Raw genomic sequence first — 26,376 nt, forward strand, 5'->3', positions numbered from 1 at the left:
TCGTGGAAAAAAATTCTTGAAAGTGGCGTTGCCGCGTTCGGATTCGGGTTCGGTGATCAGTAGCTGGCGTTGATGCTGAAATTGACCTGCGTGTCGCCCTTCTTCGTGCGCGGGCCGTCCTTCAGCGGACGACCGACATCGATGCGGCCCGAGAAGTACTGGCCGACCTTGAAGGTGGTGCCCAGGCCCACCGAGGCGAGCGCGAAGCGGTCGGCCTGTTCGGGCAGCGGGTTCTTCAGGCGCAGACGCGCGCCGTCGAAGAAGGCGTAGGCGCGCCAGCCCTCGACCCAGGGGTTGAGCCAGGTCAGCGGCGGCGTGCGCCATTCGACCGAGCCGACCACGCCGTAGTCGCCGGTGGCCTCGGCCGAGAGATAGCCGCGCACCGAGTTCATGCCGCCGCCGGCGATCTGCTCGCTCGACACCAGCGGCGAGTCGGTCAACTGGCCGTTGAAGCGGAAGGCCAGCTGCGAGCCGCCGTCGAAGGTGTAGGTGCCGTTGAGGTCGGTCTTCAGCACCATGAAGCTCGGCGAGGACTTGTAGCGCTTGTAGTCGAACTGCAACTGGTCGCTGCCGTAGCTGAAGAAGCTGCGCGTGCCGATCACCAGCGACACGCCCACGCCGTACTGGCTCTTCTCGGCCTGGCGCAGGCCCGAGTACGAGAGCGTGATCGGCGCGTACTTGAGCGGCACCTCGTCGCTGCTGTTCTTGAGCGTGAGCGCCTCGCGGTTGTTCTTGAGGTCGAAGCCGGCGCTGAACGAGTGCCACCAGTTGCCGGCGTTGGGCACCGTGTAGGTGGCCTTGAGGCCGAGCGAGTGGCCCTTGCCGAGCACGTCGGTGCCGCCCACGGTGGCCACGTTGCTGTCGGACCAGAAGGCCGAGCCCTCGAGCGCCCAGTTGCTGTTCGGCAGCGGCGCCAGGTACGAGGCCGACACCACCTGCGTCTGCTTCAGGTCCTGCGGCGCGCCGAAGAAGCTGATCGAGGCGCTGTGCCCGAGCTGCCACAGGTTGTCGTGGCCGATCGAGGCCGAGGCGCGCAGCTTGCGCGTGTCGGCGCTGTAGTCGTTGTTGAGGCCGACGCTGGCGCGCCACGGGCTCTGGTCCTCGACCTTGAGGTCCACGTCCATGGTGCCGGGCAGCGCGCCCTGGCGCACCAGCGGCATCACCTGCCGCTTCGGGCCGCGGTTGAGCGCGGCGAGCTGCGACTGGGCCTTGTTGAAGTCGGGCACCGTGCCCTCCCGCAGCGCGGGCACCTGGTCGCGCACGTCCAGCGGCGAGTTGTACTCGGCGCCGACCACGCGCACGCGGCCCACGCGGGTCTCGCTGACCTGCAGGAACACCACGCCCTGCGCGACCTGCTGTTCGGGCAGGTCCACGTAGACCGACTGGTAGCCGGCGGCCTGGTAGGCGGCCAGCAGCGCGTCGCGCGCGCCCTCGATGTCCTTGAGCGTGCGCTCGGGACCGAGGAAGGGCGTGACCGCCTTCTCGATCGCGCGGGCGTCCAGCGCGGTGTTGCCGCGCACGATGTATTCGGTGACGTCGACCTTTCGTTCGGGTGCGGCCGGCGCGGCGACGGCCGCGGCCGCGGGGGGCGGGTTCTGGTTCGGGGCCCGGGTGTCGGCGGGTGCGGCGGCCTGCGCCGACGCCACGCCGTGCGCACTCAGCGCCAGCACTGCCAGCCACACCGCTCTCCAGCACATCGGTGGGGCGTTCTTCTTCAAGTCATGCATGTCCAGCTCGGTTCTCAAGGATGAAGCTCGCTCGGCAGCGGCCCATGGTGGAGAGCCTTCATGTCGCCGCTGCGTACGTTTCCTAGACGCCCGGGAAGCGCGGCGACTGTCGTTTGTCACGAAAACTTCATCAAGAAAAGTCGGACGGGTCCTGCACGCGGCTTTCGACGCGCCCAAGAAGAAGGGCCTCCACGCGGGAGGCCCTTGCCGGAATGACGCGGCGGATGGCGCGCGGTCCTTCGTGCTATGGCTTCAGGTTGCGGCGCTCGCCCGGCGTCAGCGACTGCATCTGCGCCGTGCTCAGCGCGCCGGCGCCGAGCACCTGCACCACGCCCTGGGGGTCGTAGGCGGCGCCGGTGGTGCCGCGTTCGCGCGCGCCGCCGCCGGCCGGCGCGCCTTCGGGCGCCTCGTTGCCGAAGCCCAGCACGCGCACGGTGAACACCGAGGGCAAGGCCTTCCTCGCCTCGGCGCGTTCGCGCTGCAGCGAGTCCTGCGCCGCGATGCCGGCCTGCGCGGCCGCCGCGCTGGCGTTCGAGAGCGCGCCCACGTTGACCGCCGCCACCACCGGGATGCCGGAGGACTTGCCCTGCACCTGGATGTTCTCGGCATTCACCACGTGCAGCGCCGCGAGGTTCACGTTGCCCGACACCCGGATGCCGGCCTCGCCCGCGTCGATGGTGCCCAGCGGCGCGATCAGGTCGATGTCGCCCGGCGGGATCTCGGCGATCGGGTTCAGCGTGGCGATGCCCGCGCCGGTGGTCGGCGCGTTGGGCGACAGCGTGACGTTGCCCACGCCGTCGTAGACGCGCCGCTGCGGCGTGTAGACCACCGTGGTCTTGGCGCCGCGCCCGGCGTTGATGTCGCCCCCGGCCGACCAGCCCAGGATGTTCCCGCCGAAGGTGGTGAACACGCGGCTCTGGCCCATCAGGATGCTGCCTTGCGCGTAGATGTTGATGTCGCCCTCCCCCTGCGTCATCACGCCCGAGCCCGGACCGGGCACGAAGCCGCCGTCCACGCCCACCAGCGTGCGCCCGCCCGGCGTCATCACGTGCACGTCGCCGCCGAACTGGGTGTGGATGCCGGCGTCGAGCACGTCGTAGAAGTTGACGTCGTAGCCCGGGCTGCCCAGCGCCTCCCACTCGGCCTTGCTGATGTAGGTCTTGCCCGGCGTCGGACGGTCCTTGCCGACGCCGTTGCTGACCACGTAGCCGTCGATGTAGAGCGCGCTGCTGAACAGCGTGAGATCGCCCTCGTAGCTGCGCGGCCGGCCTTCGGCGTCGGTGTCGGGCAGCAGGGTCGCGATGGCCTCGCGGCCGCGCAGGTAGCTGCCGCGGCGCTTGCCGCCCTCCTCGTTGTACTCGCGGCCCGAGGCCTTGAGCTCGGCGTAGTAGACGTTGCGCAGGAAGGCGCGTTGCTGCTCGGCCGGCAGCGCGGCGAAGAAGGCGCGCGCGTCCATGGTGGCGGCGTCGAAGTGCAGGCCGAGGCGGTTGGCCTTGCCGAAGCGATCCGTGAGCCAGTTGACCAGATGCAGCCGGCTCTCGAGCCGGTACTCGCGCGCCAGCGAACGGTTGGGCGCGCTGTCGCCGCGCGACAGCGCCTGCTGGCGCTCGCGGTCGAGCTCCACCTGCTTGCGCCCCAGGAAGGCGTCGGCGCCGGACTCGCCGCCTTCGTAGCCGAACTCGCGCTGCAGCCATTGCGCGAGCGAGAGCGCGCCGTGGTAGAGCGCCACCGCCTTGCCCGGCTGGTCGGCCAGCGGCTGGCCCGGATCGGCCAGGTTGGCCGGATCGAGGTAGCGCTTCGCGAAGGCCTGCCAGTCGGCGCCCGCGCCCATGCCGGCCGACACCGCCACGCTGGCGCCGCTGCTGCGGTCGCCGGGCTTCACGTCGACCACGGCGCCCAGCGTCTTGACCTCGCCGCGGTCGGCGAAGTAGAGGTTGCGCCCGGCCGTCACCTCGAGCAGGCCCGGGCCGGTGACGTAGAAGCTGCTGTGGCGGATGTCGCGGCCGGCCTCGACCACCGAGATGTCGTCGGCCAGGCCGTGCGAGATCAGGTTGCCGCGGCCGGTGCCGATGGTGTCCTTCTGGCCCAGGCGCGTGCCCGAGTCGGTGATGTCGCGCCCCGCGCGCACCGCCACCGGGATCGAGCCGTCGTAGCGCGTGCCGTCGCGGCCCAGGTAGCCGAGGCTGGCGGCCTGGCCGAAGCGCAGGCCGACGATGTCGCCCTCCACCGCGTAGTAGCGCGCCGCCTCCTGGCCCGCCGCGGCATAGGCCGAGGTGGCCTGGCTCGCGAAGGTGAACAACGGCGCGTTCGTGTAGCGGCCGCTGAAGCCGATGAGCCAGTCGGTCTGGTCGTTCGTCACCGACGGATGCAGGTTGTGCACCACCACCGGACTCAGACCGTAGGGGCCGCCGCCGGTGTAGGCGATCAGTCCCATGAAGCCCGGGCGGAACGGGCTGGTGAGCGCCGCCGGGTCGGCGGTCGACGCGGTGATCGCATAGCCGCTGGCCTGGATCGAGTCGCGCGCCAGCAGCTCGAGCACGCCCTTGCCGGTGACGTTGGCGTACTGCGCGCCCTGCGGTGCCGGCGAGAGCGTGAGGCCGAACTCGGTGCGCGTGAAGGCCGCGCCGTTGTTGGCCACCAGGCCCGCGGTGCCCACGCCGTAGTAGAGGCTGCCGCTGGCCGCGACCGCGCGCAGGATCGACGGATAGAAGTGGCCCTGGTAGGTCGCGCCGAGGTTGTTGTCTCGGCGCGCCTTCACCACGTCCTCGTTCACGGCGCCCTCGCCCCAGGCGGTGGTCGGCGTGAGGTTGCCGCCGGCGCTGAACAGGTCCACGCCGGTGGCGGGCGTCCACAGCGAGAACCAGCTGAAGCCCTGGCCGGTGTAGGCCTGGCCCTGGTAGCTGAACGGCGTGGCGTTGAGCAGCCGGGTGCGGCCCGCGTCGGCCACGCCGCCGAGCACCAGGTCGCCGCGCGTGTCCAGCCGCGCGGTCGCGTCGCCGAGCACCAGCACCGGCCCGCCGCTGGCGCCGGCGCGGCCCGTGCTGTAGGGATCGCCGCCGCGCGAGTCGAGCTGGTCGCGCGTGCCCGCGCCCACGTCGAGGCCGCCGATGGCGCCGGCCTGCACGCGCAGCGCGCCGCGCAGGTTGACCAGCGTGCTGTTGAGGTCGTGCTCGTTCCTGCGCAGCGCCGCGTTCGGATTGAGGCTGCCGCCGATGCGCAGGTCGAGGTCGCCGCCGCCCGTGAGCACGAGCTCGCCGGCGGGCGTCATGCGGCCGGTGCTGGCCACCGCCAGGTGCAGGCCTTCGCTGCGCGGCACCCGGCTGGTGTAGCCCTGCATCGCGCCGTCGTTGAAATAGACCTCGCCGCGCGGGCCGATCATGCCGGCGTCGCGCCCGGCTTCCACCACCAGGTTGCCGCCGCCCAGCGTGCCGAAGCCGGTGAAGCCCACGAGGTAGGGGTCGTTGTAGAAGCTGTTGTTCGGGTACGGGTAGTACTCGCCGTTGGAGCCCGCCACGTAGGTGCCGAAGTTGATCCACCAGGCCGCGGGCAGCGCGTCGGCGCCGGTCGCGACGCTGCCGCTGCCCTGGCGCCAGAGCCAGGTGCCGGTGGCGGTCGAGCCGATCTGGCCGCGCATCTCGGCGAGCTCGAAGCCCACGCGCAGCGAGCCGCCGCTGCCGACCAGGTCGCCGCGCAGGTCGCCGCCGGCGCGCAGCAGCAGGTTGCCGCCCTGCTCCGGATACCAGGCCGCGTAGAGGCTGCGCGCGCCGCCGTCGACCAGGTGCTCGTAGGGCTTGCCTTCGATGGGGAACAGGATCGAGCCGTCCTTGAGCAGGCCGCGCTGCTGGTCGTAGCGCCGGTCGGCCGCGCCGCCCACGCCGGGCGCGGTGGCGGTGCCGGCCGTGTAGACGCCGTAGGGCGAGCGCAGCGTGATGTCGCCGCCCGAGACCAGGTCGAGGTCGCCGGTGCCGGTGCGCAGCACGCTGAAGATCTGCTCGCGCGCCGGGTGGTAGGCCGCGACGCGGTCCGGCGGCACGGCCGGCTTGTCGACGGTGGCGTATTCGCCGTAGCCGTAGTCGTTCATCTCGGCGGGGTCGTTGACGACCATGCCCCACATGCGCATCTCGTCGATCTGCTCGGGCGTCATGGGCGTGCCCGGAACGATCTGGAAGCTCAGCACGTACTCGCCGAAGAAATCGATCACCAGCTTCGCGCCGGCGTCCGGTCCCCAGAAGTAGGTGGCCGGCGAGCCCGTGCCCGGCACGTCGCTGACCTTCGAGCCGAGGCCGAAGTGGGTGTCGGCCAGCTGCAGCCGTCCGGTGGCGTGCGGCTGCGCGAGGCGGGTGTCGGCGGCGCCGAGGTCGGCCCCGGCCACGAGGCGCAGGTCCCACGACAGCGAGCCCGCGGGCAGCATCGGCGCCAGCGCCCAGGTGCGGCCCTGGTTGCCGTCGGCATCGGCGGGCCGCAGGTCGATCATCTCCACGCCGCCCGGCAGCTTGACCTGGGTTTCCGAGGGCACCACCGCGCCCTTGGCCAGCGCGAGCGGGCGCGACAGCGACATGCCCACCGGCAGCGCCACGCCCGCGGGCCAGATACCCGCGGCCATGCGCACCTCGGCCGGCAGACGAAAGCCCGCGGCCAGGCGCGTGCCGGCCGGCAGCGTCACGGGCTCGCCGAGCACCGAGCCGGCCGCGTGCAGCAGCCGGCCCGCGGCGTCGCGCACGTCCGCGCCGAGCACCAGGCCCGCGGGCACGGTCAGCGGCTGGTCGAGCACCATCGCACCCGGCAGCAGCGTGCCCGAAGGCAGCGTGACGGCGGCGGCCGGCAGGTCGAAGTTCAGCGTGCGGCCCTGCTCGAAGCCGGTGCCGGTGTCGAGCGTGACCAGGCCGCCGTGCGGGATCACGAGGTCGCCGCCGAACGGAATCCGGCCGCTCGGCAGGACCCAGCCCTTGTCGTCGGGCGTGGCGCCGCGCACCAGGCGCGAGCCGTCGAAGCCGTCGTTGATGCTGCCGAAGACCTCGAGGTTGCCCGGCGCGCGGATCACCAGCGCGCCCGGTTCGCCCGAGCCGTAGGCCAGGGTCTTTGGCGTGCGCGGGTTCAGGCTCGCGTAGCGGTGGCCCGAGAGGTCGATGTCGCCGTCCACGTGCAGGTCGCCATCGGGGTTGATCGCCGTATCGGTCACGATCTGCACGCCGGGGCGCAGGTGGAAGCGCTCGCCCTGCGCGCGCAGGCCCGCGAGGCGGCCGTCGATCAGCGCGCCGTTGCGCAGCGCGGCCTCGATGAAGGCCTCGCTCTGGCCGTGCAGGCGGTCGAGGTAGGCCTGGTCGATGACCTGGTAGGTACGGCCGTCGACGCTCGCGTCCGTGCCCTTCGCGGCGCTCTTGTCGGTGACGAAGGCATTGACCGCGACCGACTTCGCGCCCTGGATCGCGATGCTGCCCGCGGCCTCGATGGCCACGTCGTCGGCGCCGCGGCGCGGTGCGTTGAGCGCCACCGTGCCGTAGTCCTTCGCGGCGCCGGCCACGCGCAGGTCCATGCGCGCGCCGCTGGCGATCGATAGCGTGCCGCTGCCGGCATCGAGCTCGATGACTGCGCGATTGGGCGCGTCGATGGCCTGGCCGTAGCTGTCGCGCCGCAGCACGCTGGCGCTGGCATCGAGCACCGCCGTGCCCGCGAGCGCAACGCCGTCGCGCGCGGCCAGCCGGATGCTGCCGGCCTGCTCGCCGCTGGCGTCGACGCGGCCCTCGACCGTGAGCCGGCCGCCGTCGACCGAGAGGTTGATCTCGCGCGCCTTGAGCTCGTCGCCGACCACCAGGTCGCCGCGCTTGAGCTGGAAGCTGCGCACGCCGAAGGCACCGCCTTCGTTGAGCCGCGCGTTGAGGCCGCGGAAGTCGGCGATGGACTGCGCGCGCAGCTCGATGTCGCCCGCCGCGTAGGGCACCAGCGTGCCGCCCGCGTCGTAAGAGCCGCTGCTGTCGGCCGCGATGGCGCCGCGCAGGTCGATCGTGCCCGCGCCGGCGTCGAGCGCCACCGCATCGAGGCGGCCCGCGCGGTTGTTGCGGGCCGACAGGTCGATGCGCGCGCCCGCCGCCTGCGCGATGTTGCCGCCGCGGCTCTCGAGCACGAGGTCGCCGCCCCAGGCGTACTTGCTGACGTCGAAGAAATCGACGCGCCGGCCCGCGAGGTCGAGCATCGAACGCGCGCCCAGCAGCAGGTCGCCCTGCGCGACCAGGCTCAGCTTGCCGCTGGGCAGCCGCACCGCGGTGTCGAAGCTCAACTGGCCGCCCGCGTCGAGCCGCAGCTCGGCGCCCAGCGCCTCGGGTGCCACCGCGTCGATGGCCGGCAGCACCGCGCCTTCGGGCGTGGTCACCGCGATGCGCCCGCCCGCGCGGATGGCGTTGACCGAGCCGGCCTTGCCGGTCATCAGCGGGGTGGCGATCAGCAGCTCGCCGCCGCTGCGGTCGAAGGCCTTGGTGGCCTCGTTCCACGCGCCCTGCGACTGGTAGACGCCGAGGCTGCCCCGGTGGTTGGCCGTGATGCGCTCGCTGGCGTTCAGCGCCACCGTGCCGAAGCCCAGCGTCAGGCGGTCGTGCGAGATCACCGACTTGGGCTGGGCCTGGGCCGCGTAGCCGAACACGATCTCGCGCGCGTCGACCTCGAGCCGGCCGCTGCCGGTGCCCGCGCCGCCGCTCATCACGCCGCCGGCCGGCGAGGCCGTGCCGTTCCACACCAGGGTGTCGGTCTCGATGCGCGCCACGTCGCCGGCGCCGCCATGGCCGTAGATGGCCGGCGTGGTCAGCACCAGTTGCGCCAGCGCGGGCTGGCCGTTGGCCGAGGACAGCGTCGACAGCCGCACCGACTCGTAGAAGTTGACCGAATCGCGCGCGGTCAGCACCAGGTTCTCGAGCGCGGGCGCGCCGGTGCTGGTGTCGCCGCGCAGCAGGCGGTCGAGCACCTGCTGGTTGAGCGTCATGCCCAAGGGCAGCGCACCGCCCGCGCGGGCGCGCTCCAGCGCCTCGGCGCTGCCGACGTTGATGCCGCCCACGGCCAGCACCAGGTTGCGCGCGCCGTAGCGCACCGAGTCGCCGAGCTCGAAGGCGCGGTCGGTCGCGGCCGTGATCGTGCCCTCGGCATAGAGGGTGGTGGTGCCGCCGCAGCGCACGCTGCCGCCGCACACGCCGATGCGGATCGGCCCCTGGCCGTAGCGGGTGTCGGTGCTCAGGCTCGGAGCCAGCACGTCGAGCCAGCCGTTCGAGACCGCGAGCACCGCGACATCGCCCGGCTTGAAGACGTAGCCGGCCTTCGAGTCCCAGGAGACCTGGCCGCGGCGCAGGGTGTCGATGCCCGCGCCCTGCTCGAGCACGATGCCGCCCTCGCGCTGGCCCGCGACCAGGAACACCTGCGGCGCCGACAGCACGGCGCCTTCGCGCAGCACGATGCCGCTGGCGGCCTGGTAGGCCGTGCCGAAGTTCGCGAGGTAGGACCGCTGGGTGTTGCGGCCGGTCTCGAACTGCGAGCTCGGCGCGCCGCCGATCGACATGGTGCCCGCGCCGATGCCGTTGAGCATGCCGGCATCGAGCGTGACGCCGTCGAAGCCCGCGCTGGGCGCCTTGCCCGCGGCCACGATCTCGAACATGCGCGTGCTGCCGCTCACCACCAGCTCGCTGCCGAAGCCGCCCGGCGCGGCCGCGTGCCGCACCGTGCCCTCGGCGATGCGGATGCCGCGGTCCTCCAGCGGCTTGATGCCCGGGGTCAGCGTCAGCCGGCCCGCGTCGCGCTCCAGGCGCGGGCGCGGCACGCCGTCGCGCGCGGCCCAGTCGAGGCCGAACTGGGCATAGCTGGTCTCGTTGTACTGGGAATAGGTGCGCAGCAGGTCGGCCGGCGTCAGCACGAGCTGCGTGGTCAGCGTGTCGAGGATGCCGGTGTGGGCGACGCCGACCCGGCCCGCGGTGCTGTAGGAGCCGTTGCGCATCGCCTGCGTGCTGCCGAAGGCCGCCTGGCCGCTCGCAAGGCCGTTGAGCTCGACGCGGAAGGCGCCCGGCAGCAGTGCATAGGTCGAGGGCATCAGCGTGTAGCTGCCCGGCGGCAGGCCCGGCACGCCCGCGCCGATGGTGACCTGGCGCCCGACCATCGGGTCGCCCGCGCCCTTCTCGGCCGAGATCGGCGCCGCGCCCGGCTGCGCGCCCGGCACGATGGCGTAGACCGGGTTGGTCGCGAGGCCCGGCAGCACGAAGGCAGCGCGGCCGGTGCCGCTTTGCACCAGCGGGTTGAGCCGCGCGTCGGTGGAGCCGCCGCGGCCGGTGAGGAAGGCCGCGCCCGTGAGCGTGCCGCCGCCCGACAGGTCGATCAGCGCCCCACCCTGCACATCGATGCGCTCGCCGAGCAGCGTGACGCCGCCGAAGGCCATGCCCGAGCCGCCGAGGCCCACGTAGCCGGCGTCGGTGCCGTTGTGGACGTAGGTCAGCCCGTCCTTGGTGCCGCCGTAGGGCATGGCCAGGCCGGCGCCGCTGGTCGAGGTGATGCTGCCCGCGCGCAGCCGCACGGTGGAGGCGAGGTCGTCGGCCTGCCCCTCGGGACGGCCCAGCACCACGCTGCCCAGCGGCGCGCGCAGCACGCCGCCCTGGTCGATGTTGGCCGACATCAGCTGCAGGCTGCCGAAGGCCGAGTACGGCACGGCGGGCTCGCCCTCGCCGATGCGCTCCACGCGCAGGCTGCGCGCCGGGTCGTAGAGGTTCTGGTAGTTGCCCCAGGTGTCGACCTGTCCCCTCTTGCCGGCGCGGATCTCGGCGCGCGCGCCGGTGGCCGGATAGATCTGGCTGGCCGCGAGCACGAGGTCGCCCGCGGTCTCGAGCGAGGTGCGGTCGCGCACCAGCGAGGCCAGCAGGCGCAGGTCGCCCTGGCTGCGCAGTTCGAGGCGCTCGAAGCCGTCGCGCTCGACCTGCACGTTGCCCTGGAGTTCGGGCTGGGGGCCCGCGGTGCCGAAGGCCACGGTCTCGATCACGTCGAGCACCGAGGACTCGATGCGCAGGTCCGAGCCCGCGGCCAGCCGCGGCACGCGCGTGTTCACCGGGATCGGCAGGATGTGCTTGTCGCGGCCCAGGCCGGTATTGCCACCCAGGCGCACGTAGGGCGCCGCCAGCCGCACCTGCGAGCCGTCGCCCGAGCCCTGCGCGAGGCTGAAGCTGCCCGCGGTCATGCGCAGGCCCTGGCCGAGCCGCAGGTTCACGCCGTCCTCGAAGGCGATCACGCCGTTGACCAGCAGCGAGAGGCTGTCGAAGCCGCCGGCCTCGATGCGATCGACGCCGATGCGCGCATGGCCGTAGGCGAGCGCGGCATCGGCCTGGCCCGGGCGCAGGTCGGCGCGCAGCGAGTCGGGGCCCTGCTGCGCACCCACCCTGATCTCGCGCAGCGAACGCACGCGCGCGTCGGGCAGGTTGGCCTCGGGATAGGCCGGCGCCTCCAGGGTCAGGCCCAGCGTGCCGCCGGCCGCGCCCGCGCCGCCCGCAGCGGCGCGCAGCGTGCCGTCGAGGAACAGGCCGTTGAAGCTGCTCAGGTAGATCAGGCCGCCGTCGGAAGCGACGGTCGTGGCGCCGGCCTGCGGCAGGTCCAGCGTCGCGCGGGTGCCCGAGGCCTCGAGGCGCGCGCCGGGGCGCACCACGATGAAGTTGTCGGCGCCCACGGTGCTGGTGGCATTGGCGTTGTAGCGCCCGCCGATCTGGATGCTGCCGCCGTCGCCGACCAGGCCGTAGCGCCGGCCGCGCACGTCGGTCGCGATGCGGGCCTCGCCCGAGACGTCGAGCACCGCATGGTCGTCGAGCCAGATCGAGCGGTCGTGGCCCTTCGACGAGGCGCCGTCGAGCCCATAGCCGAAGTTCGTCACCTCGATGCGCCCGCCCGCCGTGCGCAGCGTGCCGTCGACGGTGATCTGCCCGTTGCCGGTGAGCGTGATGGCGCGGCCGGCATCGACCCGCACCCGCGCGTCGCGGCCCACGTCCAGCGGCGCCAGCGAGCCGTAGCCCCAGCCGGCCGTGAGCTGCAGGTCGGCGCCCTGGCGCTGCGTCAGCAGGCCCTTGGCAGCGTTCTCGGTGTATTCGGGCGGCAGCCAGCTCTGGAGCACGCCGGCGGTGTCGGCGCCCGTGGGCAGGCCGCGCGCGGCGGTGGTGTCGGCGCGCAGCACCGGCATCTCCACGCGCAGCGCGGCGCCCGGCGCGACCGCCAGGCCCTGGTGGCCGATCAGTTCGTAGCGCGAGAAGCCCGCGCGCAGTTGCTCGCCATCGATGTGCAGCACGCGGCCGACCGCCACGTCGCGGTCGAAGCGTCCGCCCGCGGCGATGCGCGTGCCGGCCGTGAATTCGAGGTCGCGCGGCGCCGTCGTGCCGGCCCGGATCACGCCCGGGCTCGGCTGGATGCCCATGCCCTGCGGGAACACCTCGGCCGGCACCACGTAGCCGTTCGGGAAGCCGCCGAACTGGCCCGTGAGGCTGACGATGACCGTGCCCGCGGGCAGCGTCGGCGCCTGGCTCCAGGCGTAGACCGAATAGGACTGGCCGCTCGCGGTCTGCAGGCTGTAGAAGTCGTTGCTGCCCACGGGCTTGGGCAGGGTCCAGCTCGCGGCGAGCGTGAGGTGGGTCTCGGGCCGCGTCCGGTCCACCAGCGGCGCCGCGCCCAGCACCTCGCCGGGCTGGGCGCGCGTGCGCGTGTAGTGGAAATCGGTCGGCAAGGTGGCGCCGGCCTTCACCACGAAACCCTCGCTCGCGATCAGGTCGACCGGCGCGGCCTCGCCCGCGGCCAGCACGCCGCGGCCGCCCGCGATCTCGCCGCCGACCACCACCGCGCCGCCCGACTGCAGCCGCAGCGTGCCGCCGCCCTTCATGCCCTGGCTGCGCAGCGCGCCGCCGAGCACCAGTTCGCCGACCGACGTGCCTGTGCCGACGCCCGGATAGGCATTGGCCGCCAGCGCGATGTCGCCGCCGCGGCCGCCCTGCACGCTGTGGTCGGCGCGGTAGATGGCGCCGGCCGAGGTGTCGAGCACCGCGCCCTGCGACACCACCACGTCGCCGCTGGACTGCACGCGGATGTTGCCGCCCGCGATGAAGGGCACGCCCGCCGTGCCCGCACGGTCGAGCGCGAGGTTGGTCCACAGGCCGCGCGCGTCGAGCAGCATGCCTTCGGCGATCGTCACGTTGGCGGCCAGCTCGGGCTTGAGCGGCGCCGCGAGGCTGTCGAACCAGCCCAGGCTCGCGCTCCACTTCTGGAACACGTTGCCCAGCGCGATGCCGCCGCCGCGCGCCTGCAGGTCGGCATCGACCCGCACCTGCGTGGCATGCAGCGCGATGTCGCCGCCCGGCGCCACGCGCACCGCCTCGCGCACCGCGATCGCGTCCTTGGCATGCACGCGCAGCGCGCCGAGCTCGAGCGCGTCGAGCCAGCCGGCGTCGAGGTGGATGTCCTGCCCCTCCTCCACCGCGCCGCCGATGGCGATGCGTTGCGCCACCGCGTCTTCCATGGAGCGCAGCGCCTCGGTCGCCTTGTCGTAGACCGGCGTCTGCCTGCCGACGATGAGCTGTCCGCGCAGCGCCACCGCGGTCTGCGCCTGGCGGTAGCCGTCGAATGACTTGTCGCGTGCCTGCGTCTGGCCCTGGCCCTGGAAGGCGCTGGTGTCGATGTCGCCCTCGAGCTGAGCCTTGGCCGTGGCCACCACCAGCCGGCCCGCGTCGCGGCCCACCGTGTAGCCGTTCTCCAGCCGCTCCCTGGCGCCGATCAGCGGGTTGTAGAAAGCGTCGGTCACGCCCCAGCGCTTGTGCTCCGATTCGAAGCCCTTGTAGAGGCCGGTGTAGAGCAGGTCGCCGGGCGCGCGCGAGGCTTCGTAGAGCCGGCCGTCCGAGCCCTTGAGCCAGGTCTGGCGGATCTTGCCGGTCTGCACGTCGAGCGTGCCGCCCGCGAGGTTGATGCTCGAGCCCTTGTCGGTGCGCAGCTCGCCGCCGCCGAACTGCACCGTGCCGCCCTGCGCCGACCATTCGCCGATGCCGTGGCCCGCGATGCCCAGGTAGCCGCCGACCTCGAGCAGGCCGCCCGCCGTGTACCAGCGGTCGGTCTCGTAGCCGTTGGTGCCCGCGGGCACGCGCACCAGGTAGCGGCGGTCGAGCCAGATGTTGTTGTTGAACAGCGCGCGGCCGTCGCGGTTGCGCGGCGCGTCGCGCTGCTCGTTGCCCTGCACGTTGATCTCGACGTTGTTGGCCTCCATCGCCACGCGCACGCCGACCGCGCCCGCCACGTCGATGCGCGCGCCTTCGCGCACGCTGCTGCGCTTCGTGGCATCGACCAACACCTGGCCGCCGGTGGCCAGCGTGAGCGAGTCGCCGAGGAACTCGACCTCGCCGCCGCTGGCGATGCGCACCAGCGACTGGTCGCGCCGGTGCGCGACGCCGTCGCCGGCCTTGTCCGAGTCCTTGATCATCGCGTTGCGCTGCACGTCGAGCGCGGTGGTCGCGCTCTCGTCGAGCAGGATCGCGGTCACGCTGCCGGCCTCGAGCGTCACCTTGCCCGCGGCATCGGCCGTGTCGTTGAGCAGATGCACCGTGCCGCGCGTGTGGACCGAGGTGGTCGACACCGCCACGCCCTGCTGGCGCACGTCGCGGCCCGTGAGCGTGATGTCGCCCTGCTCCGCCTGCAGCAGACCGGTGTTGCGCACCAGCCCGGCGGCGCTGCCCTCGAGGCGCAGCGGCACGACGGTGTTGCCGCGCGTGGTCGAGGCCTGGTTCTCGTCGGTGCCCAGGCCCTTGCGGATCACGAAGGCATCGCCCGCGGCCAGCATGACCTGGCCGTTGGGCGTGCTGATCTGGCCGTGGTTGTGTGCCTCGCGGCCGGCCAGCAGCACGTAGCCGCCGGCCTCGGTCACCGTCTCGGGGCGGCGCGTCGCGATGCGCGCGCCGGCCTCGACCACCACGTCGCCCGTGGCCGCGCCATGGCTGAAGCTGTTGGCCGTGGTCTGCAGGTCGTTGGCCAGGCTCGGGATGAACTTGGTGCCCTGGGCCTCGCTGTAGATCCCCTTCCTGAACTGCGCATCGCTCATGCCGACGGCCGAGGCCACCAGGTTGCGCGTGTCGACCTGGCTGCTGCCGCTGAACACGATGCCGTTGCGGTTGACCACCATCACCGTGCCGTCGGCCTGGATCCGGCCCTGGATCTGCGAAGGCCGCGCCTGCGGATCGTTGACCCGGTTGAGCACGGCCCAGCTCGGCTGCTGCTCGAACTTCAGCGTGGTGTTGCGCCCGACGTTGAAGGTCTCCCAGTTGAGGATCGCCTGCGGCGCGGTCTGCGCGACGGTCACCTGCGTCTGGCCGCCGCTGCGCGTTTCCACCGGCGCGTTGGCGTTGGCCCAGCCGGCCGTGAGGCTGGCCGTGTCCACGCGCAGGCCGCCCTCGGCCAGGCCGTCGGGCACGCCCTGGCCGCTGGCGATGGCCGCGCGCCGCGCCGCTTCCTGCGCGGCCTGCTGCGCCGCGATGCCGCGCGCCGCGAGGTTCAGGTTGCCGATCGAGCGCTGCAGCTGCTCGCCCGCGCGCTGCTGCTGCGCCTGCGGGCTCACCAGCGCCGAGGCCGGCATGCCGTTGGGCAGCCGGCCGGTCGCCTGCGCGGTGCTCTGCGCCATGTTCTTCTGCGCCATCCAGCCGGCGCTGAAGGCGCGCTGCGCCTGCGCGGCGGGCACCGTGGCGCCCGCGGCCAGCATCAGCGCGATGGCATGCACCAGCGGCCGCAGCCGGGTCTGGGGCGTGAGGAAAAAGGGGCTGCTCTCGTGGCGCCGGGTCACCGTGCTGCTGCGTTGCATGCGGACTTCCATGGGTTCGTGTTGCGTTGCTCGATCGATGCCGCGAGGCCCGCGGCCTCGTGGTCTACCGAGCTATGACAGCGAAGCCGCGACGCGACTGCACCATGTCACGAAAACTTCACGAACCCGGCGCGCCACCCGGCGCTCAGGCGCTGGCCAGGCCCAGCAGCACGATGCCGCCCGGCAGCTGCGTGAGCTCGGCGCCATAGACGTCGCGCACCAGGAAGGCCACGTCGTCGAGCCGGTCGATCGAGAAGCTGGCCTGCACCCTGGTGCGCCCCAGCGCCGCGTTGGTGATCAGCAGCCGGCCATGGCGGTAGCGGTTGACCTCGGCCACCACCTCCGACAGCGGCACCCGGTCGAACACCAGCTGGCGCCGGCGCCAGGCGCTGACCGCGCCGGTGTCGACCGCCGCGACCGTGCCCAGGCCGGCCGCGCTCCAGCGCAGCTGGCGCCCTTCTTCGAGCCGCACGCGCTGCGTGCCGCGCGCCACCTCGACCTGGCCCGACAGGCAGGTCACGCAGACCTCGCCGTCGAGGTTGCGCAGGTTGAAGCGCGCGCGCTGCGCCGACACCGTGCCGCCCGCGGCCGTGACCATGAAGCGCGCGCCGGCCAGGGCCGCGTTGTCGAACTCGGCCTCGCCGGCCACCAGCTCGACGCTGTCGCCCCCGCCGCCATCGCCCACCGCGCGGCGCAGGTTCACGCGCGTGCGCGTGTTGAGCTGCAGCACCACGCCGTTGGCCACGTGCACCTCGCGCTGCTCGCCGGTGGCGGTGCTGTAGTCGGCGTTCCAGTCGGACACCGGCGACCAGAGCCCGAGCGGCGGCGACACCGCGAGGTAGGCGACCGAGGCCGCCACCGCGCCGCCGAGCCAGGCGCGGCGGCCCGGCGACGGCAGCCGGTGGCGCACGGCGCGCTCTTCCTGCCGGCGCAGCTGCAGCCCGGCCGGCGCCATCGCGCGCCAGACCTCGCGCGCCTGCGCGAAGGCCTGCGCGTGCGCGCGGCTGCGCGCGCACCAGGCCTTGAAGGCGCGCGCGTCGTCCTCGTTCGCCTGGCCCGAGGCCAGACGCACCGCCCAGGCCTGGGCTTCGCGTTGCAGGGTCTTCATCGCGTCGGGATCTCCGGGTTCGTCGAAGGGCGCGGCTTCATCGTTGTCAGCCTTCATCTTGCTTCGACTGTTTTCCGGCGCCAGGACCGAAGCGCTGGATGAAATCCCGGCCCAATCGCTCGCAGCAATGCTCGAGGCCCGCGCGCAGCTCCTTCTCGACCGTGCGCACCGAGACGCCGTAGCGCGTGGCGATGTCCTTGTGCGGCATCTCGTCCACGCGCGCGGCCAGCACGATCGCCTTGCGCCGGCGCGGCAGCTCGGCCAGCGCGCGCTCGAGCGCCACGAGCTGGTCGCGCGCCTCGGCGCCGCGTGCCGGGTCGGCCATCTCGTCGGCCATGTCGTAGAGCGCCTCGACCTCGCCCACGCTCAGCAGGCGTGCGTTGCTCTTGCGCTGGTCCTCGGCCACGTTGAGCGCGATGCGGAACAGGTAGGCCGAGGGATAGCGCACCTCGCTGCGCACGGTGCTGTTCTCCACCCGCAGGAAGGTTTCCTGCAGCGCGTCGTTGGCCAGGTCCTCCGAGCCCAGCCGCATGTGCAGGTGCTTGCGGAACTGGGCGTAGCGCGCGAGGAACAGCGTCCGCAGCGCGGCCTTGAAGCGATCGGGCATCGGCGCTCCCTCAGCCCGCGCGGGCTCCGTCGCGCCGATGGGGCCGGCAATCGCGCGCCGGGTCGGTGCGCGGCGTCAGCAGGATCGTGATCGGCTGCCGCAGCGTCGGCGGCGGTGCATCCACCACCAGATCGCGCAGGCTGCGCAGCACGCGCGCGTCGCGCTCCCGCTGGCCGCTGCCCTCGAGCACCCGGATGTCGCGCACCGTGCCGTCGGCGCCGATCCACAACTGCACGCCGAGGCGGTAGCGGCCGAAGGCATCGGGTTGCTCGATGCACAGCACGCGCGTGATCGAGGATTGCAGCGGGGCCGCATAGGCGCGCAGCTCGGCGGCGGCTTCGTCGCTGCCGACGGGGGCCTCGTCGCGCGGGGCGGCCGGCGCGTTCGCCTCCGCCTCGAACTCGGGCACCAGCGTGAACGACTGTTCGCCGACATAGCGCGCCACCAGGCCCGAGCCCGTGAGCAATTGCCGCAGCGCCTCGCGCGGCGCGAGGCGCCCTTGCACCGACGCAGCGTCGCGGCCCGCGGTCAGGCTGCTGCTGACCAGCACCGAATGGCCGGTGATGCGCGCGAACTCGGCCAGCGCGTCCTGCAGCGGTTGCGCCCGAAGGTCGAAGTTCAGCGCGCCGGCCGCTTCGCGCGGACCGGGCAGTTGCGCGTGCGCGAAGCGCGCGCCCATCATCAGCAGCACGACGAGGCACCAGGACAGCGACAGGGCACTGCCCGAGGCGGAAGCACGTGTCATGAGGCGGAGGAAGAAGGCAGGAAAAGTGCTGCGGGGAGAAAGTGGGCGATGGGCGCGGCCGTCCGCCTCGCGGCCTGGATCGATGTTCGCGGCCTGAGGCTATTCGGCTGACATGACCGACCCATGACAGGCACCGCGCACCCGGGTTCGCGACATCGCGGCGACTTGTGGGCGGTCTAGTCTGGCGGGTTCATCTTCTCGGGAAAGCGGAGACCTCGATGCGCGCAGCCTGCTTCTGGATCGCGATGCTGGTCGGCTCAGGTGCCATGGCGCAGGAAGCCGCGCCGGCCAATCCGTGCGTCGAGGTCACGGTGAACGGCGAACGCGCGCCCTCCTACGACTGCCTGACGCAGAAGATGCGCCCGCCGGCGTCGGCGCCGCGCGACGCCGACGGCGTGCCGCAGCTGGCCTCGGAAGCGATCGCCAACCGGCCCTCGAACCAGCTCGGCCTGTTCAACCGCGCGGCCACCAGCACCCGCATGGGCAATACCTTCGGCACCTCGGTGTATCCGCAGCGGCCGCCGCCGGTGGCGCCGGTGTCGCCGTTGGTGCCGGGGCGTTGACGGAACGAGGCTGCGCGGTGGTGCCGACCGCCGCCGCGACTTCAATCGCCCGCACGCGCGGCGGCGAACTGGCGTTTCAAGGCTTCGCGGGCCCTGCGCGCCGCCTCGGCATCGACCTGTGCCTCGAGCACCTCGCACAGCGCTTCGAGCTGCGCCGCGCCGAGCCCGACATTCATCGCGATGCGCATGTGGGCCTGCAGCTGCGACTCGACGCCCGCGAGCGCCGCCAGCATGCCGACGGTGGCGAGCTCGCGGCTTTGCCAGTCGAGGTTGTCGCGCTCGAACAGATCGCCGAACAGGTGGGTCTTGAGGAACTCGTCGATCGCCGGGGCGAAGTCGAACAGCGGGCCCCGGACCGGCGCGCCCGAGAGCTTCGTCTGGTTGGCCGTGCCGGCCGCGAGCAAGGCGTCGCCCTGCGCAGCGGGCCGCGACGGCAGCGGCCCTTCGCGGTCCCGCACGCCGCGCTGCCGGCGCGCCTCGAGCACCTTCATCAACTCGCCCAGTGCATTGAGGCTGCGCGGAAAGCCCGCATAGGCGTAGACCTGCACCAGGATCTCCTTGAGCTCGTTGACGCTCAGGTCGGCATCGAGACCCCGCTGCAGCGCGGCATGAAGGCGCCCGATGTCGCCGCTCGCGGCGAAGGCCGCGATGGGAACGATCGCCTGCTGGCGCGCTGACAGGGATTCGGTTGCGACGGGCGCGGCGTTCGTGGGCGCGGCCTGGCAGGCGGCGGCGGCGAGGCCCAGCACGGACGCGAGTGCGGTCCTGCGGGACCGGTCAACGCTGGGGGTACTGCGCATCGGACACCTTCTCGAGCCATTCGACGTTCCTGCCGTCGACCGTGCCGGTGACGGCCAGATGCGTCATCGCGGTGCCCGGCGCCGCGCCGTGCCAGTGCTTGACGCCTGGCGGGCACCAGACGACGTCGCCGGGCCGGATCTCCTGCACCGGCTTGCCCCACTCCTGGGTCAGGCCGACACCCGAGGTCACGACCAGACGCTGCCCGGCCGGGTGCGTGTGCCAGGCCGAGCGCGCGCCGGGCTCGAAGGTGACGAGCCCGCCGGATGCGTTGAGGCTGTCGCTGGCCGGCCAGACCGGATCGATGCGCACGCGGCCGGTGAAGTACTCGGCGGGACCGGCGACCGAGGCCTGGCTGCCGGCGCGCGCGATCTGCTGAGCCTGGGCACCGGCCGGAGCGTTCTCGACGGCGCCGGCGCTCAGGCCGTGGAGTGCCGCCAGGCAGAAGGCGGCTCGGAGGGGACGATGACACATGGGGAGTTCCTGGAAATGGACCGATGCCCGAACTCTAGGAAGCGAGCCATTGGTTGAGAAGACTGCAAAATCGGGATGCACTTGTGAACTCAGCTCACCAATTCGTCCGTGACCATCGAGAACCTCAACGACCTCCAGGCCTTCGTCGTCGTCGCGCGCGAACGCAGCTTCACGCGCGCGGCCGCGCAGATGGGCGTCTCGCGCTCGGCGCTCAGCCATTCGATGCTGGCACTCGAGTCCCGGCTCGGCGTGCGCCTGCTGACGCGCACCACGCGCAGCGTCTCGGTGACCGATGCCGGCGCGCGGCTGCTGGACACGCTGGCGCCGCGGCTGCGGGAGATCGCGCAGGAACTCGATTCGCTGAGCGCGATGCGCGACAAGCCGGCCGGCACGGTGCGCATCACGGCGCACGACCATGCCATTGCCACGGCCCTGTGGCCGCGGCTGCTGCCGCTGCTCCAGGCGCATCCCGACATCGAGATCGAGTTCAGTGTGGACTACGCGATGACCGACATCGCGGCCCAGCGCTTCGATGCGGGCGTGCGCCTGGGCAGCAGCGTCGACAAGGACATGGTGGCCGTGGCGATCGCACCGCCGCTGCGCATGGCGGTGGCCGCCTCCCCCGGCTACCTGGCCGGGAAGTCGCTGCCGCTGGTGCCCGGCGACCTCACGGGGCACCGCTGCGTGAACCTGCGGCTGGCCACGCATGGCGGTCTGTACGCGTGGGATTTCGAGAAGGACGGCGAGGCGCTCAGCGTCCGGGTGCGCGGACAGGCGACCTTCAACAACACCTACTTGATGCTGCAGGCGGCGCTGGACGGCATGGGCTTCGCCTGCGTGCCCTTCGACCTCATGGCGCCCCACATCGCGCAGGGAACGCTGGTGCCGGTGCTGCAGGACTGGTGGCCGACCTTTCCCGGCTATCACCTCTACCACGCCAACCGCCGCCAGCTGTCGCCGGCGCTGGCACTGGTGATCGAAGCCCTGCGCTACCGGGCGCCGCGCGCGGACTGATGCCGCGCGAGCGCTTCAGCCCAGCCTGCGCCGGCCGCGCAGGCGCTCGTAGCGATAGACCCGAAAGCCCTCGTCCTGCACGAAGCCCACGGGCTCCCAGCCGCGCGTCAGCGCGCAGTCGGTGATCTGCGCCATCTGCACGCCGAGGTAGTCCTGCAGCGCGTCGTCGACCGCGAGCTCGAACTTGCGCAGCTCGCGGTCCAGCGCCTCGATGGCCGCGATCGCGGCCTCGACGCTGGCGAACGGGCGGCGCCGCGCCAGGCCGAGGCCGGGCATCGGCGGCGGTGCCTCGCGCCGCGGCTTGGGACCGAAGTCCACGCTGATGCCGCCCTCGACGCTGTCGAGGCTGCCCATCAGCGTCACGTGGCCCATGATGTTCACGCCATGAATCCCACGTCGCGCGGGTACGCGATGCCGTTGGCCGTGCGCCCGAAATTCTTGAGGTTCGGCAGGATCCCGTCGAGCTGGCTGTCGGGCACGCCGAACCAGCGCGCGAGCGTGGCGGCGTACTGGTCGACCGAGGTGGTGGGCAGCAGCCGGCCCTGGCCCACGTGCCACTGGTCGGCATCGGCCGTGCTGTCGCCGATGCTCACGGGCGGCGGGGTGCCGTAGATCGCCCTGCCCTTGACCGCGCCGCCGACCATGAAGTGGTGGCCGCCCCAGCCGTGGTCGGAGCCGTCGCTGTTGTACGAGAGCGTGCGGCCGAAGTCCGAGGCGGTGAAGGCCGTGACCTGGTTGGCCAGGCCCAGCGTCGCCATCTGCCGGTGGAAGGCGGTCATCGCGTCGGACAGCCGCTGCATCAGGCCGGGCTGGTTGGCGATCAGGCTGTCGTGCAGGTCGAAGCCGCCCATCGAGACGAAGAAGACCTGGCGCTTCACGCCCAGCGAGGCGCGGCCGCGGATCAGGCGCGCGACCATCCTGAGCTGGCTCGCGAGGCCGTTGTTGGCCGGGAAGGCGCCGGCCGGAAAGTCGCTCTGGATGGCGGTCGTGACCTGGCCCTCGGCCTTGACCGCGCGCCGGATCACCTTGCTGTATTCCTCCTCGAGCGTGTGGCCGCGCGACTGCTGCGCGAGCTGCTGCATCGCGGCCTTGACGGTGTCGGAGCCGAACAGGTTGCCGGTGTTGTTGCCCACGCTGTAGATGCGCACCGCGCCGCCGGTGCCGACCTGGTACTGCAGCGCCTGGTCGCCCGAGAGGAACACCGCGTTGCCCGCGACCGACATGCAGGTGAACAGCGAGCCGGTGTTGCCCGAGAGCACGAGGTCGCCGATGTTGCCGCCCCAGCCCACGGTCGAGCCCTCGGGCGAGGACGACTGCCAGACCGACTGCTGGTCGTTGTGCGAGAACAGCTTGGGCGGCACCGGCCAGGCCTTGCGGTTGCCGCTGTCGTACTGGGCGCGCGTGATCGGCGCGATCAGCGGGCCGACGTTGAGCTGCACCGCGACCTTGCCCTCGTTGTGGAACAGGTCGGCCAGGGCGGTCATCGACGGATGCAGCGCGTACTGGCGTCCGCCCGGCAATGCCTGCGTGGGCGCGAGCAAGGTGGGCAGCAGTTGGGCGCGCGCGATCGCGATGCCGCCGCCGGCGTCGCCGTTGCCGCCGCGGATCTGGCTGTACTTGCCGTAGCTGTCGGTGTCGTAGGTGACGACCGTGTTGGCGTAGTCGTTGCCGCCGTAGAGGAAGACGCAGACCAGCGCCTTGTAGTCGTCGCCGGGCGCGGCCTGGGCCGCGGCCTCGCCCATGGTCGCGAGGTTGAGCGCGAACGGCAGCGCGGTGCCGGCCATCGCGAGCTGGCCCGAGCGGCGCAGGAAGGCGCGCCGGGTGTGGCGCGCGGGATCGATCAGATGCATGGGCGCCGCTCCTGGCTGGTCTTCGTCATCGGGGTCGTGGATTTCATTTCTGCACCAGGTATTCGGGCGCGCCCATCACCAGCATCACGGCCGCGTAGACGCGGTTGAGCCGCGCGGCCTCGTTGCTGTTGGCGTTGAGCGCGGGCGTGGCGAGCGCGTTGACGATCAGGTTCACGGTGGCGCTCGAGAGCTGGTTGCCGGTCAAGAGCAGGTTGAGCCGCTTCACCAGCGCCGCGGGATCGAGCGCCAGCGCCTTCTCGGCCGTGTAGGCGGCACGCACGTCGCCGTTGTCGATGCCGTAGGGCAGCGCGTTCTGCAGGAAGTTGAGGTAGCCGCCCACGCTGGACTCGTTGACGATCTGGAACTCGGGCGCCACCAGCTTGCGCTCGGCGATGGCGGTGGCCGGCGGCACGTAGCCTGGCCGGAAGTAGTTGAAGACCGAGGGCGAGCGCAGCGGGCTCTGGCCCAGGCCGTAGCTGGCATTGCTCTGGTCGCCGATGCGCCAGGTGCCTTTAGTGGAACTCACGCCGAAGCTGCGGCCCCATTGCGCCAGCCGCAGCATCGGCTCGCGCAGGCGGCCGAAGTCGGGGTCGGCGAGGCCGGCCGGCGCGCGCGCCTCGTCGTCGATCAGCACGGCGGCGAACACCGCCTTCATGTCGCCGCGCACGCCCGCGCCGTTGTTGGCGAAGGCCGCGGCCACGCGCTTCACGTAGGCCGGGCTCGGGTTGCTCGTGACCAGCCGCTGGATCAGCTGCCGGCCGATGAAGGGGCCGACGTTGGGATGGTTGAACAGCGTGTCGAGCGCGATCTTGAGCGCGGCGGCGCCGGGCGTGTTGGCGGGCACGGAGGCGCCGAGGAACTTCGCCTCGAGCATCGAGTGGCGGCTCGCGATCAGCACCATCGGCCGCGTGGTCCAGTCCCGGGTCTCGACGGTGTAGCTGGCGCCGGGCGGGCGAAAGCCGTTCTCCTCGGCGGGCTTGATGTCGAGGTCGTAGCCGGTGAAGACGCGCGCGAGCTGGGTCACGTCGTTCTGCGTGTAGCTGTCGAGCGGCTGGCCGTCGGCACCGGTCTTCGGCGTGCCGTCGGCCTCGAGCTGCTGCAGGCCGATGCTCATGAGCTGCATGACCTCGCGCGCGTAGTTCTCGTCGGGCTGGCGGCCGCGGTTGTTCTCCTTCTGGTTGCCGCGCGTGTTGAGGTAGAAGCCCATCGCGGGATTGAGCGTCACGGCCTCGAGCAGCTGGCGGAAGTTGCCGGTGGCGCCGGCGGCCAGCGTGTCCCAGTACTGGGCCATCATGTGCGTCGGCCAGCTCGAGCCGATGTCGTTGGCCGAGACCACGAAGATCTCGCTGAGCGCGAGCGCCATGCGCTTGCGCACCGCGTCGCCCGACAGCATGAGCTGGCGCCAGACGGTGGCGTCGACGTCGGTGCCGTTGTAGGGCTGGCTCTCGACCCATTCCCAGGCAGTCTGCGTGCGCGGCGCGCTGAACTGCTGTTCGAGCCAGGGCAGGTAGCCGAGGCTGCGCACCGCGGCGATCTCGGGCTCGGAGGCCGAGAACTGCGCCTGCAGCAGGAAGCGCGCGGCTTCGGCGTCGCTCTTGGCCTGCAGGTAGTGGTAGGGGCCGGTGTCGGCCGGCGTGGCCGGATCGGGCTGCGGGTTGCCGCCGCCCGCGCCGGGGAAGATGCCGCCACCCGCGCCACCGCCGCCGCCTCCTCCGCCGCCGCCACAGGCCGCGATCAGCGCCGGCATGGCGAACAGCGCCAGGCCCTTCAGCGCCTTGGCCGATCCCTCGTGGGCGGGCGTGCCGCCGCTTTCCTTCGGCCGCGCCAGCGGCGCATCCATCTCATGAGCCGCTGCCTGCTGGGCGGCTTCTTCCGTATCGAACATGACCCTCGCTCCTGCGGCGCCCGCGCGCCGATGCGAGTCAGGAGGCAAGGGTCATGCCCTACTGTTTTCCGTGGAATGAAGGCCCGGGAACGACGGACTTTCGACTAGAACTGTGAACTTGTGTGACTTTTTCGTCGTCCAAGAAACACAATTTGACAATTCCTGTCGTGAATTGTCTTCAGTGCGCGACCCGGCGGACACCGAGCGCGTCAGTCGTCGTCGCCGTCGTCGTTCGGCGCGCGGTACGGGTAGCCCGGGCCGTAATAGGGCCGGCCCGGCGGCGGCGCGATCAGCGGTGCCGGCCGGTAGTACACGGGCGGCGGCGGGCGGTAATACACCGGCGGGGGCGGCGCGTAATAGATCGGTGCCGGCTCGTAGTAGACCGGCGGCGGCGCGTAGTAAGGCGGCGGATAGCCCGCGCCGGGCGTGCCGATCTCGATCGACCAGTGGCCGCGCGCGTTCGCGGCACCGGCGGCGAACAGCGAGCCGAACGCCACGGCGGCGAGCGCGGCGAGGTGCAGGCCGCGCGACGAGGAAGAAGAAGGCTTGAGGTTCACTGGGGGCTCCCGGTCCAGGCTGGCTGGCTGGCAACGACCGCGACGGCGGTCCGATGCACGAGCAACGCCCTGCCCCCGCGCGCCGTGCACGCCCGGCCACGGCTTCTGGTAGCCAAACGTGACGGCGCCGGCGCCGCTCAGCCGACCGCGCGGCGCGACAGCAGCACGTCGCCGCCCATGGTGTTGAAGGCGATGGTCGGCGCGCTGAAATCGCTGAGCGGCGCACCGAGCCCGATCTCGCCGCTGCCGTGCAGTACGCATTCCTCGCGCCGCAGCGCGATCTCGCTGCTGGGCCCGGCATTGCCGTGGAAGCGCACCCAGGTGCCGTAGGTGCTGAGGTCGATCAGCACGCAGCTGCCGTGCCGCAGCTCGATGCGCGCATGCAGGCGCGACACACGCGGGTCGTTGACCACAAACTGCGCGTCGTCGACGCGGCCCAGGTGGATCGGCAACTGCTCGGTGCGGAACATCGAGCGCACGTCGAGCCAGCTCAGCTCGATCTGGCCGAAGTTCGAATCGGCATGGCGCCCCGCCATCAGCGCGGCCGGCACGGTCAGCGAGGCACTGAGGTCTTCCTGCCAGTCGATGCGGTGCACCACCGAGAGCTCGCTGCGGCCGCGGATGTTGATCGGGCCGAGGTCGCGGTGATGGACCGCGCCCTCGCGCAACTGGACGATCACCGACTCGGTGGCCCAGATCTGGCTCGGCCCCGCGAGGTCGCTGAGCCGCGACGCCAGGTTGACCGCGTCGCCGAAGCAGTCGCCGTCGACCTCGAGCACCTCGCCGCTGGCCACGCCGATCTGCAGTTCCATGCGCAGCGGCGCGGGCCACGCCAGCAGGCGCTTCTGGTGCTGGCGCTGCAGCTCGATCACCGACTGGATCGCGCCCGCGCCCTCGGCGAACAGCGCGAACACGCCATCGCCCAGCGACTTGACCACCCGCCCGCCATGCTTCTCGCAGACCGCCCCGATCCATTGGGTCAGGCGCGTCACCGTCTCGGTGGCCCGGGCATTGCCCATGGCCTCGAAGACCCGGGTACTGCCGGTCAGGTCCGCGAACACCACCGTGGAGTTGACAACCATGTTCTGAATCCGGCCTCACCGCCGTTGTTTTGTGTTTCTCTATCTCTGCCCGGACACGGAGAACGCCGAAATCCAGTCATCCCTGGACGGGTTTGTACCGTCAAATCCTTCACCCAGTCGCACTATTCTGAAGAGGAAGCGTAA

General features: G+C 72.1%; 14 protein-coding genes. 2 read left to right on the top strand and 12 right to left on the bottom strand.

The window, feature by feature from the left end:
* Positions 1-56: 56 nt before the first annotated feature.
* The 5 genes from ACHMXE_RS27630 to ACHMXE_RS27650 all read right to left on the bottom strand — a co-directional run bounded on the left by ACHMXE_RS27630 (position 57) and on the right by ACHMXE_RS27650 (position 18,009).
* The gene (locus ACHMXE_RS27630) at positions 57-1,727 is read right to left on the bottom strand and encodes a ShlB/FhaC/HecB family hemolysin secretion/activation protein (RefSeq protein ID WP_395352598.1); all 1,671 of its coding nucleotides are present in this window, start codon (positions 1,725-1,727) and stop codon (positions 57-59) included.
* Between the two features lie 244 nt (positions 1,728-1,971).
* Entirely contained in the window at positions 1,972-15,549 is a 13,578-nt protein-coding gene (locus tag ACHMXE_RS27635; RefSeq protein WP_395352600.1) for a filamentous haemagglutinin family protein, read from the bottom strand.
* Between the two features lie 145 nt (positions 15,550-15,694).
* The gene (locus ACHMXE_RS27640) at positions 15,695-16,714 is read right to left on the bottom strand and encodes a FecR family protein (protein ID WP_395352602.1); all 1,020 of its coding nucleotides are present in this window, start codon (positions 16,712-16,714) and stop codon (positions 15,695-15,697) included.
* Complete coding sequence (locus ACHMXE_RS27645) at positions 16,704-17,264, bottom strand: RNA polymerase sigma factor (protein WP_395352604.1); 561 nt, start codon at positions 17,262-17,264, stop codon at positions 16,704-16,706. The genes ACHMXE_RS27640 and ACHMXE_RS27645 overlap by 11 nt, the downstream gene beginning before the upstream one ends.
* 10 nt (positions 17,265-17,274) lie before the next feature.
* Positions 17,275-18,009 carry a secretin and TonB N-terminal domain-containing protein gene (locus ACHMXE_RS27650; RefSeq protein ID WP_395352606.1) on the bottom strand — a complete coding sequence of 245 codons (735 nt, stop codon included), beginning with the start codon at positions 18,007-18,009 and terminating at the stop codon, positions 17,275-17,277.
* Positions 18,010-18,227: 218 nt separating this feature from the next.
* On the opposite strand from ACHMXE_RS27650, the gene ACHMXE_RS27655 reads away from it, so the two are divergent.
* Positions 18,228-18,572, top strand: coding sequence for a hypothetical protein (locus ACHMXE_RS27655; protein WP_395352608.1), 345 nt, complete (start codon positions 18,228-18,230; stop codon positions 18,570-18,572).
* A gap of 41 nt (positions 18,573-18,613) precedes the next feature.
* On the opposite strand, the gene ACHMXE_RS27660 is transcribed toward ACHMXE_RS27655, so the two are convergent.
* A complete protein-coding gene (locus ACHMXE_RS27660) occupies positions 18,614-19,372 on the bottom strand; it encodes a carboxymuconolactone decarboxylase family protein (RefSeq protein ID WP_395352610.1) in 759 nt (252 codons plus the stop codon).
* The gene (locus ACHMXE_RS27665) at positions 19,350-19,844 is read right to left on the bottom strand and encodes a cupin domain-containing protein (RefSeq protein WP_395352612.1); all 495 of its coding nucleotides are present in this window, start codon (positions 19,842-19,844) and stop codon (positions 19,350-19,352) included. Before ACHMXE_RS27665 ends, ACHMXE_RS27660 begins: the two co-directional genes overlap by 23 nt.
* 108 nt (positions 19,845-19,952) lie before the next feature.
* On the opposite strand from ACHMXE_RS27665, the gene ACHMXE_RS27670 reads away from it, so the two are divergent.
* Complete coding sequence (locus ACHMXE_RS27670; RefSeq protein ID WP_395352614.1) at positions 19,953-20,858, top strand: LysR family transcriptional regulator; 906 nt, start codon at positions 19,953-19,955, stop codon at positions 20,856-20,858.
* Between the two features lie 15 nt (positions 20,859-20,873).
* Here ACHMXE_RS27670 and ACHMXE_RS27675 read toward each other — a convergent pair whose 3' ends face one another.
* From ACHMXE_RS27675 to ACHMXE_RS27695, 5 genes are all read right to left on the bottom strand, one after another.
* Positions 20,874-21,230 (bottom strand): hypothetical protein, encoded by a 357-nt coding sequence (locus tag ACHMXE_RS27675; RefSeq protein ID WP_395352841.1) that lies wholly within the window; start codon positions 21,228-21,230, stop codon positions 20,874-20,876.
* 5 nt (positions 21,231-21,235) lie between these two features.
* Positions 21,236-22,708 (bottom strand): DUF1501 domain-containing protein, encoded by a 1,473-nt coding sequence (locus ACHMXE_RS27680; protein ID WP_395352616.1) that lies wholly within the window; start codon positions 22,706-22,708, stop codon positions 21,236-21,238.
* A gap of 43 nt (positions 22,709-22,751) precedes the next feature.
* Entirely contained in the window at positions 22,752-24,593 is a 1,842-nt protein-coding gene (locus tag ACHMXE_RS27685) for a DUF1800 family protein (protein ID WP_395352618.1), read from the bottom strand.
* 209 nt (positions 24,594-24,802) lie between these two features.
* Complete coding sequence (locus ACHMXE_RS27690; protein WP_209541627.1) at positions 24,803-25,150, bottom strand: hypothetical protein; 348 nt, start codon at positions 25,148-25,150, stop codon at positions 24,803-24,805.
* 137 nt (positions 25,151-25,287) lie between these two features.
* The gene (locus ACHMXE_RS27695; RefSeq protein ID WP_203206009.1) at positions 25,288-26,232 is read right to left on the bottom strand and encodes an adenylate/guanylate cyclase domain-containing protein; all 945 of its coding nucleotides are present in this window, start codon (positions 26,230-26,232) and stop codon (positions 25,288-25,290) included.
* Positions 26,233-26,376 lie beyond the last annotated feature (144 nt).

It is taken from the genome of Variovorax sp. UC122_21, from assembly GCF_044056785.1.
Taxonomy (GTDB): Bacteria; Pseudomonadota; Gammaproteobacteria; order Burkholderiales; family Burkholderiaceae_C; genus Variovorax.